General features: G+C 66.2%; 6 protein-coding genes and 1 pseudogene. 2 read left to right on the top strand and 5 right to left on the bottom strand.

The annotated features are described in order from the left end of the window. A pseudogene (locus L6D75_RS26975) lies at nt 1–92 on the top strand (curli production assembly/transport protein CsgG); the annotation flags it as partial. 168 nt (nt 93–260) lie between these two features. Beyond that, nucleotides 261–1,577 (top strand): hypothetical protein, encoded by a 1,317-nt coding sequence (locus tag L6D75_RS26970; protein WP_176518175.1) that lies wholly within the window; start codon nt 261–263, stop codon nt 1,575–1,577. An 8-nt stretch (nt 1,578–1,585) separates the two neighbouring features. Here the strand turns inward: L6D75_RS26970 and alkB are convergent, their stop codons facing one another. From alkB to L6D75_RS26945, 5 genes are all read right to left on the bottom strand, one after another. Beyond that, complete coding sequence (gene alkB / locus L6D75_RS26965) at nt 1,586–2,230, bottom strand: DNA oxidative demethylase AlkB (RefSeq protein WP_176518177.1); 645 nt, start codon at nt 2,228–2,230, stop codon at nt 1,586–1,588. Between the two features lie 166 nt (nt 2,231–2,396). Beyond that, a complete protein-coding gene (locus L6D75_RS26960; RefSeq protein WP_176518174.1) occupies nt 2,397–3,842 on the bottom strand; it encodes a curlin in 1,446 nt (481 codons plus the stop codon). 16 nt (nt 3,843–3,858) lie between these two features. Then, nucleotides 3,859–4,329 (bottom strand): curlin, encoded by a 471-nt coding sequence (locus tag L6D75_RS26955; RefSeq protein WP_176518173.1) that lies wholly within the window; start codon nt 4,327–4,329, stop codon nt 3,859–3,861. Between the two features lie 14 nt (nt 4,330–4,343). Then, nucleotides 4,344–6,572: an Ig-like domain-containing protein gene (locus L6D75_RS26950; protein WP_176518172.1), complete on the bottom strand. Its 2,229-nt coding sequence runs from the start codon at nt 6,570–6,572 to the stop codon at nt 4,344–4,346. Nucleotides 6,573–6,604: 32 nt separating this feature from the next. Continuing rightward, on the bottom strand, nt 6,605–7,933 hold the full coding sequence (locus L6D75_RS26945; RefSeq protein WP_236193951.1) for a hypothetical protein: 1,329 nt from the start codon (nt 7,931–7,933) through the stop codon (nt 6,605–6,607). Nucleotides 7,934–8,032 lie beyond the last annotated feature (99 nt).

Genomic DNA, 8,032 nt, shown 5'->3' with positions numbered 1-8,032 from the left:
GGATCGAGCGGCGCTTGTGGCAGGTGGCCGGGGATGCGGGGGAGGGCAAGGCGGGGGTGGACAAGTACCTGAGCCAGTATCAGCAGCAGTGAGGGGAGGCGTGGAGGGGCGACGTTGGTTCGGGGGTGGGTTTTAGATTGGCTTGCCGGCGATTGGGCCCGTAGTTTCAGCACAGCCTCCTATCATTTCTGCCAGTAGCAGCAACCTGATGCGGATGAATTAATGGGCTGACATTCCACGGATGACAAAGGAAATCCGTCATGAGACACCTGGCCCGCCCGATCGCCGCACTCTTGATTGCCTTTTCGACCCCACCACTGCTGGCCGCAGACGCAACACGCATGCTCAACGAGCGGGCGAAGGCAGCAGTGGATCAACTCAACACCTGGTACAACAGCACCACCGATGATTGCGGTGGCCCGGACAAACCTGGCTACTTGTGCAGCGGCATCGCGCTGCGCACAACCACCAGCAGTGTCGGCTTCCTGCCTTGGGAGCCCAGCGACAGCCAGATAGAAAAGGGCAGCGTGGCGTTTTCCTGGGCGCGTCGTGACAGCAACTTCGGCAAGCCTTTCGGCAACCAGAATGGGCTGCTGCTGTACCCACCTCAGTACGCCCCGCCCGGCAGCCTTGCCCACCTGAGTATGTTGTGCACCTTTCCCATCAATGCCAACACCAACCAACGCCCGACTTTGCAGGGCTGTGGCCCGATCAGGGGCTTCGAGGAAACCACCGACACCTGCCAGGCCCTGGCTGTGAACACGGCGCAGCAGTGGTTGGACAAGTATCCGCAGGCCAGCAACTACCGGGTGTGCGGCTGGGATCTGCGGCACACGCCAGCGGCGTCGGCCGCGGCGTTCAACACTGCACTCAAGGTTCGCCAGGGGCTGCCCGATGCGCATTGGTCGATCAACAACGAAGTGTTGCTGTCGGTGTGGGAAAAGGGCCAAGGGGGTGCACTGCCGGTGCATTCGTTCTTCTACGTGCAAGGCGAGCGCGAAGCGCTGGCCAAAGCCCAGTACGACCAGATTCGCTACCAGCAGCTCTACGAGCAATTGATCCCGGTGGTGAGCGTGCAGTTTCCGGCAGACAAGGCGGGCAGCATGGCCTTCAGCTATGCCGAACAGGACCAGGCCGTGGGCCGGCCGACGCCTACGCCGCACATTGATTTCGAAGACGTGGCGCCTGGGCACTACGCGCGTTTGGTCGCCCACGGCGTCGAGTTTCAGCTCGATCGGCAGACCCGAGGCGTCAGCGACAAACCGCACGAAGGCAGCAAGGGCCTGATCAAGGGGCATCACCTGGAAGCGGACTCCTCGATCAAGCTGGTGCTCGAAGGCCCCGGGCGTCGGCTGGTCACCTTCGCGTGGGGTTGCAACAGCTATTGCGCCGTTCAGACGACAATCGCAGGTGAGTACGAAGACTTGTCGGAAGAGGGGCCGGGGGCCATGCACTACGGCACCAAGGAGCTGATCATCGACGGGCCGGAGGTGTTGACGTTGACGGTGGACACCGAGGAGGACGATGCCTTGTTGGTGTTCGACAACCTCATCGTGCAGAAACTGCCTGAGAAATGAGGGCGAAATTACCCCGCCTTGCGCAAGGTCAGGTTGATGCGTCGCTCGCCCATGCGCGGGTGGGTTCCTGGCTTGACCGGCAGCACGCCATGAAAACGCAGCCGATCTTCGCCGCCCCAGACCAGCACATCGCCATGGCTCAACGGTATGCGCTGGGTGCGGTCCGAGCGCTCGAGCCCACCGAACAGGAACACCGCCGGCAGGCCCAGTGATATAGACACGATCGGCTGGCCGAAATCCGCTTCGTCGCGGTCCTGGTGCAGGCTCAGGCGGGTGCCGGGCAGGTAGTGGTTGACCAGGCAGGCATCGGGTACGAAACCGTCGAAGCCGGCGGCTGCGGCTGCGCGGGCAGCCAGGTCGAGCAGTATCGGCGGCAGGGCGGGCCAGGGTTGGCCGCTGACGGGGTCGGTGGGGCTGTAGCGATAGCCCTTGGCATCACTGACCCAGCCCAGCGCGCCGCAGTTGGTCAGCGCCACGGCCATGTTCAGGCCGCCTGGGGTCTGCATGTGGCGCCAGGGCGCGGCGCGCAGGACCGGGCGCAGGGCATCGAGTATGGGCTCGATCTCGGCCAGGGCGAAACCGGGCAGCAGCACGGTGTGGCTGGCCAGGCGTTGCGGCTGGGGGCCGAACAGGTCGAGGTCGGACTGGATCATGGTGGCGGCGCTGGCGTTGGGTCGGGCCATTGTAGCGCTGTTGGCTTGGCTGGCCTATCGCCGGCAAGCCGGCGCCCACAGGTACTGCGCAGGTATCGAAGACCCAGGCATGAAAAAGGAACCGCGACGCCAGGGAGAGGCGGCGCCGCGGTCCAAGGGGGAGCGTTCAGCGCTGGGTGGCAGTGGCCATGTTGGCGTTGCCCATCTGGCTGATGGTGGCGCTCTGGTTGGCACCGGCCTGGTCGACGAAGGCCTGGTTGCCGGTGCCGCCCTGGGTCACGTAGGCGACGTTGGCGCTGTCGGCCTGCTTGATGGTCGCGCTGTTGCCACTGCCGTAGAGCTGGTTGGTGTAGCTCTGGTTGGCATAGCCGGACTGGTCCAGGGTGATGGTGTTGCTGCTGCCGTTGGAGGCACCGAAGGCGTAGTTGTCGGTGCCGCGCTGGTCGGCGACGAGGATGTTGTCGCTGCCGTTCTGCTCGAAATACAGCTCGTTGTTGCTGTCGGCCTGCTTGGTCTGCATCGAGTTGTTGCTGCCTTTCTGGTTCAGCGTGGCCTGTTGGTAGGCGCCGTTCTGGGTCAGGTTGACGCCGTTGCCGGTGCCTTTCTGGTTGATCACGGCGCTCTGGTTGTTGCCGAACTGGCCCCCGAGCTTCTCACCCTTCCAGTTGCTGGCCATCACCTTGTTGCCGGTACCCTGGGTGGTTACGGTCAGGTGCTGGTTGTCGCCGGTCTGGTAGGTGAAGTGCAGGTTGCCGGTGCCGCTCTGGGAAATGCTGGTGGTGGCGTTGTTGGTCTCGAACTGGTCCGACCAGCTGGCGTTGGACTTGCCTTGCTGATACAGGCTGGCGGCGTTGCCCTGGCCGAAGCTCTGGTCGATGTAGGCTTCGTTGAGCTGGCCGGCCTGGCTGACGCTGGCGTGGCTGCCTCGTTGGTTGTCCTGCCAGACTTCTGCCGAATGGCCGGTGCCTTGCTGGTCGATGATGAGCATGCCCCCGGTGCCGTCGCGCTGGTCCCCATAGGCCCAGTTTTCCTTGCCCTGCTGGTAGATCTCGATGTGGCCGTCGTTATGGGTCATGTGCTCGGCGGCGGCGTAGTTGTCCTGGCCGCCCTGGGTGATCTGGCTCTGGTTGTTGCTGCCGCCGAACAGCTGCTCGACGAAGGCTTCGTTGCGCTGGCCGTTCTGCTGGGTGTTGGCCTGGCTGCCGAGCTGGCTGTCCTGCCACAGGGTCGAGCGGTTCTCGCCGCCTTGCTGGATCTGCAGCGCCTGGTTGTTCTCGCCCAGCGACTGGCTGCTGAAGGCATCGTTGTAGCTGCCTGCGGCCTGCTGGTTGATGTGGCTGGCGTTCTCGAACAGTTGCTCGGCGTAGCCTGCGTTGAAGGCGCCGGTGGCGCTCTGGTCGATGTAGCTGGTGCTGTTTTCCTGCACGGCCAGGTGGTTGTGGCCCTTGCCGGCCTGGTCCTGAGTGGCGGCAGCGAAAGGCGCGACCGTCTGCTTGACCTCGGCGATGTTCTGGTTGCCGCTTTGCGTCTGGTTCGAGGTGCTGTCGTCGGCCATCACCTGGCCGGCCACGGCCAGGACGATAGCGGCACTTAAGGGAGCGAGCTTGAACATGGTGGTGCCTCCAGGTCTATCGGTATTGGGTGATCTGAACATGCTGGCCATTGCCAGCCTGGGTCACGGAACTGCTCAGGCCCGAGCCGGCCTGCACGATGCTGGCGCTGTTGTCGTTGCCGACCTGCTCGATGCTGGCGCTGTTGCCGGTGCCGCTCTGGCGGATCGACGCGCTGTTGCCATAGCCCTGTTGGCTGATGCTGGCCATCAGGTCAGTGCCTTCTTGCAGGATGTACGCCTCCTGCGCGCCCCCGGCCTGGACGATGCGGCCCAGCAGGGCCTGGCCGTTCTGGTCGAGGGCAGCGCGGTTGCTTGCGCCTTGCTGCTCGATCAGCGCCGCCTGGCCGGCGCCGGCCGGCAGCAGGCGGATGATCAGCGGCTCGCCCAGGTCACTGCCAGGTGCAAGGTCGGCGTTGTCCATCAGGTCGTCGGCCTGAGCCTGGCCGGCCAGGGCCAGGCACAGCAGCAGTGGGTACAGGCGGTTCATGGCGTTCTGCCTCCTTACTGCACGGTCACATCGACGGTGCGGTTGGTGCCCTGGCTGGTGGTGATGGTCGCCCGTGGGTTGGCCGTCGGCACCAGCGTGGTGCTGTTGCTGAGCGTCAGGCGCCAGCGGCCGGTGACCGGCACCGTGGTGGTACCCAGCACCTGGTTGCCGGTGGTGGTGGTGACACGCACGGTGATGGTGTTGCCGGTGGTCACCGAGGAGGTGCCGCTGATGTCCCAGTTGTAGCGGTCATTCGAGCGGGCCAGCACGGTGGCGGCGGTCACCGTGAAGGTTTCGGCGGCTGGGCGTGGCTGCACGTTGACGGTGACCGTTGTGCTGGCGGACAGCGCCCCCAGCGAATCACGCGCGCGGTAGGTGAAGGTGGTGGTGAACGCCGTGGTGACGTTGTTCGGTGGCGTGTAGGTGATGAGGGTGCCGTTGCTGGCCACGGTGCCGCGGCCGGCAGGCGGTTGGGTGAAGTTGGCCACCGCCAGCGGCAGGTTGCCTTCCGGGTCGGTGTCGTTGGCCAGCACGTCGATGGGCAGGGCCACGCCCAGGGTGGTCACGCTTTCCGGGTTGGCGGTCGGCGCCTGGTTGGGCGCGACGTTGATGGTCACGTTGGCCGGTTCCGACTTGAGGCCCTTGGCGTCCATGGCGCGGTAGCTGAAGCTGGCCACCAGCGGTTGCGTGGCACCGGCCGGTGGGGTGTAGGTCACCGCGGTGCTGCCATTGAGCACCACGCCACCGAGGCCGGTGCCCGGCTGGGTCAGGTCGGTGATGCTCAGCGGTACGTTGCCGTCCGGGTCGCTGTCGTTGCTCAGCAAGTTCAGGGTCAGCGGCACGCCGACACTGGTGCTGCCAACATCGGCCTGGGCCAGCGGCGGCTTGTTGGCACCCTCCACGGGGGCCGTGCCAACCACCACCACCGGCTCCACATCGCTGCCGCCATGGGAAGACTTGACCGTGACGCTGGCCGGCGGCTGGTTGAGGTCGTTGACCGTCAAGCTCTGCAGGTTGCCGGACTTGGACAGGCGGCCATAGCCCTGGGCGAGCAGGTCGGGTTGCACCACTTCGTCGCTGGAGCTCGCTTCGATGACCAGCCGTTTGTTGGCCCATTCGTAGCGCGCGGTGCTGACCTTGACCACGTCGGTCAACTTGCTCGATACCGCGGTGGGCTGGGTCGTGGTGCCGTTGCTGGCGGTGACTACCACCACCGCCGGCAACGGGTCGGTGCTCAGCCGCTGGTTGAAGAACAGCCCGCTGTTGTCGCTGCTCAGGTTGAACTCGCACGGTGCGGGCGGGGAGCCGACCAGTGCCAGCCCATTGCGCAGGCACAGGGTGGCGCTGTTCGGCGCCTTGGCGAAGACTTCCACCCGGGTGCCTTGGCCATTGCGCGAGTAGGTGGCCCGCTCCAGGGACACTGGGGTGGGGGTGCGCGCGTCGAGCACCTTGCCGGAGAGCGTGAACAGGTTGGTTCGGATGGTGCCCGCAGGGCCCTTGATTTCCACGAAGTTGGTGCCGAACGGGCTGCCAAGCACCGCCTCCGTGCGGTTCGGGTCGCCGATGAACGTATCGACCACGCCGGTGTCCGGGTTGAGCTCGGTGTACAGGGGGCCGACACGGCGCAGGAACGGCCCGATCGCGCCGCTGAGTGCCCCGCTGAAGTTGCCCGGGGCGCCGATGCCGACATCGCGGGTGATGTTGATCGCCCGCCGCCCAGGGCTGGTGACTTCGACCCGCTCGACCCCGTAAGGGTGAGTGATGGTGTAGGTGCCGGCGGTGGGCACCGACACGCGGATGCGGATGCGGGCGAAGCTCTGCTGGTCGCCGTTCACCGGGTTCTCGGCGGCGAAGGCCGCTTCCACGCCGGCCACGTAGGCGTCCAGCTCGTAGCCGCTGTTGCCCACTGCCGGGATGGTGGCCTCGGCCAAAAACCAGAACATCTCTGGCGGCCAGTTGTCGGGGAATACCAACGGCAGGGCGTCATCGTAGATGCCCGGTTCCGGCAGCAGGGTGCACATGTAGGACGGCGCCCCCGGTGCCCCCGCCACCCGCGAGCTGGTGGCACGTGAGCGGCACAGCTCCAGCGCCAGGCCAGAGGCGTCCATGTACCACATCGGGTAGCCGCCGGTGGCGAAGGTGTAGGGCCCCGGGGCGACCTGAGTCAGCGCGGCCCAGGCCGAGCTGGTGACGGTAAGGGTAAAACCGGCGGCGAACAGCGCACGGCGCGGCCAAGTGTTCATGCTGCCTCCTTGAAGGCTGAGCCTTTGTCTGTTCATGGCACCAGCACCACGTCTTCGCTGTCGCTGCCGCCGGCGGCGCTGGTGACCTGCACCTTGGCCGGGGGCAGCGGGGACAACTTGGCGATCAACGTTCTCACCGCGCCGTCACCCTCCAGGGGCCCGATCGCGGTGCCGTTGCCGGTGCTGGCGGTGAGGGCGGGGGGGGACGTTTCGTCACTGCTGCTGGCCACCAAGGTCAGCTCGCCCTTGCTCAGGCTGTATTCGGCGCGGCTGATGGTGACAAGGTCAGTCAGCGCCAGGCTTGCCGTGGTGACCGTGCTGGTTGGGATCGCCACGCTGTTGTCGGCGCTGATCAGCAGGTTGCTGCCGGGCGCCGGATTGAGCGTTGACTGGGCGTACCAGGTGCCGGTGCCGTTGGCTTCGTTCAGGGCCAGGCTGGGCGTCTGGCTGGTGAGGGTGGCGCTGGCCGGTGGCGGCGGTGCCAGCACGAACATGTCCTGCTGGGCGCGCAGGTCGCCGTTCTCCGCGTGGCGCGAATAGGTGCTGCGCTGGGGGATCAACGGCGTTGGCCGGGCCACCGTGGAGAGCTTGCCGGAAATGGCGAACAGCTCGGTGCGCAGGTCGATGCCGTTGGGGCCTTCGATACGCACGTAGTTGGTGTTGAACGGGCTGCCGGTTGCACGTTCATCCAGGTTCGGGTCGCCGATGAAGCGCTCGCTGCCCTCGGTGTAGGGCCCGTTGACGCTGCGCAGGAACGGCCCGACATCACCCTTGAGGGCACCGCTGAAATCGCCGGCACCGGCGATGCCGATGTCGCGGGTCATGTTGATCGCCCGGCGCCCGGCGGCGGCCACCTCGAACACTTCGACGCCGTAGGGGTGGGTGATGACATAGGTGCCGGCGGTGGGTACGTCGACGCGGATGCGCACCCGGGCGAAACTTTGCTGGTCGCCTTGCTTGGGCTCTTCGGCGGCGAACGCCGCCTCGATGGCGGTGCCGTAGCTCAGGTCGATGCCACGGGCGGCATCGACGATGGCGGCGTCGGCGGTGAACCAGAAGGCTTCATCCGGGAAGTTCTTGGGGAAGGCGATGGGCTTGGTGTCGTCGAACACCCCGGGGGTGGGCAGCAGGGTGCACATGTAGGACGGCGCGCCCGGCGCACCGGCTACCCGTGAGCTCACGGCCTTGCTCAGGCACAGGTCGAGGGTGCGACCGTGGCTGTCCTGGTACCAGGCGGGGAAGTTGCCGTTGGCGAGGTTGGGGGCGCCGCTGTCGACTGCGTACAGCGCAGCCTGGGCGGGGAGCTGGAGCAGGCTGGCGAGGATCGCCACAGCCAGCGGGGTGGGGAGCGGTCGGTGCATGAGTCGATTCCTCCTGCAAACGGGCCCATGGACTTGGGGCGTCTGGGAGGGGAGCGGCAACAGCCGTGCCAGGTTGTTGAAAGGGGCCGGCGCGGGCTC

It is taken from the genome of Pseudomonas faucium (assembly GCF_021602585.1).
GTDB lineage: Bacteria > Pseudomonadota > Gammaproteobacteria > Pseudomonadales > Pseudomonadaceae > Aquipseudomonas > Aquipseudomonas faucium.
The sequence above is the reverse complement of the archived record's forward strand: the minus strand, read 5'-3'. Positions and strand labels throughout refer to the sequence as shown.

Coding starts and splice junctions, on each gene's coding strand:
- L6D75_RS26970 (WP_176518175.1), top strand. CDS start 261: ATGAGACACCTGGCCCGCCCGATCGCCGCACTCTTGATTGCCTTTTCG.
- alkB (WP_176518177.1), bottom strand. CDS start 2,230: ATGATCCAGTCCGACCTCGACCTGTTCGGCCCCCAGCCGCAACGCCTG.
- L6D75_RS26960 (WP_176518174.1), bottom strand. CDS start 3,842: ATGTTCAAGCTCGCTCCCTTAAGTGCCGCTATCGTCCTGGCCGTGGCC.
- L6D75_RS26955 (WP_176518173.1), bottom strand. CDS start 4,329: ATGAACCGCCTGTACCCACTGCTGCTGTGCCTGGCCCTGGCCGGCCAG.
- L6D75_RS26950 (WP_176518172.1), bottom strand. CDS start 6,572: ATGAACACTTGGCCGCGCCGTGCGCTGTTCGCCGCCGGTTTTACCCTT.
- L6D75_RS26945 (WP_236193951.1), bottom strand. CDS start 7,933: ATGCACCGACCGCTCCCCACCCCGCTGGCTGTGGCGATCCTCGCCAGC.